Genomic DNA, 784 nt, shown 5'->3' with positions numbered 1-784 from the left:
TCTTGCACAATCTCGCCCTTAGCGCGCTCTAAAAAGACATTTAACTCCTCTGGGCTAAAAATCCTTTTTGTGTCTATTTGCGCGCGCAAATCCTCTTTAAGACTCTCTTGGGCACTTTGGGCTAGGGCCTTGGTCTCAATCTTGGCCAATAGCGCGGTCTGGATATTGCGCTCTAAAGCCGGCATTGCCCTAGCCACTTCTTGGGCGGCCATTTTGTTTAAATTATTGGCCACATCGCTAGCCACTTGCGGATCGTTAATCTTCTCTTGCACCGCCTGGTCGTAGCGTTGCTCTAACTCTTTGGCCTTGGCCTCAAAGTGCATTTTAACCTGTTTGGCTAGCGTGCCCCGGGCTAGCTCTAACACGCTGATACTCTCTTGTCTGGTCTTTTTATTGGCTTCTAATAATTCTTGGATTTTGTTATAAAGTTCCACATCCTGCTCCCTTAGATTCAAGGATTCCTAGCGTGGGAGAGAAACGATGAGCTTACTATAATTGGGAATTTAAGATGCCCACGCTAGGCACAAAGAACACACACTTAACCAAGTGCCCCCACATCTTAGCATTTTGCTAGGGAGAGGGCAAGGGTTAAACCCGAAGGGTTTAATGGAGCGTAGCGGAACGCGTAGCGTTTAATGAGCAAAAGCCCCTAGGCTTTTGCAAAATGCGCTAGCATTTTAATAGTCAAACGGGCAATTGATACCAAAAGGCTAGAAAAGCCCCAACTAGAGTGGCCTAGCTTAAGCCCAAACGCTTTAGCGTTTTAATCCTTATGCCCACCAAG

Annotated in this window: 1 pseudogene; it reads right to left on the bottom strand. The window is 46.9% G+C overall.

Annotation, left to right across the window (positions count from 1 at the left end):
* Positions 1-434 (bottom strand): annotated as a pseudogene (locus EAO36_RS08295) (hypothetical protein); the annotation flags it as partial.
* Positions 435-784: the final 350 nt, after the last annotated feature.

It is taken from the genome of Helicobacter mehlei (assembly GCF_003660265.1).
Taxonomy (GTDB): Bacteria; Campylobacterota; Campylobacteria; order Campylobacterales; family Helicobacteraceae; genus Helicobacter; species Helicobacter mehlei.
Note: the sequence above shows the minus strand (reverse complement) of the source record. Positions and strands in the feature narration are given on the sequence as shown.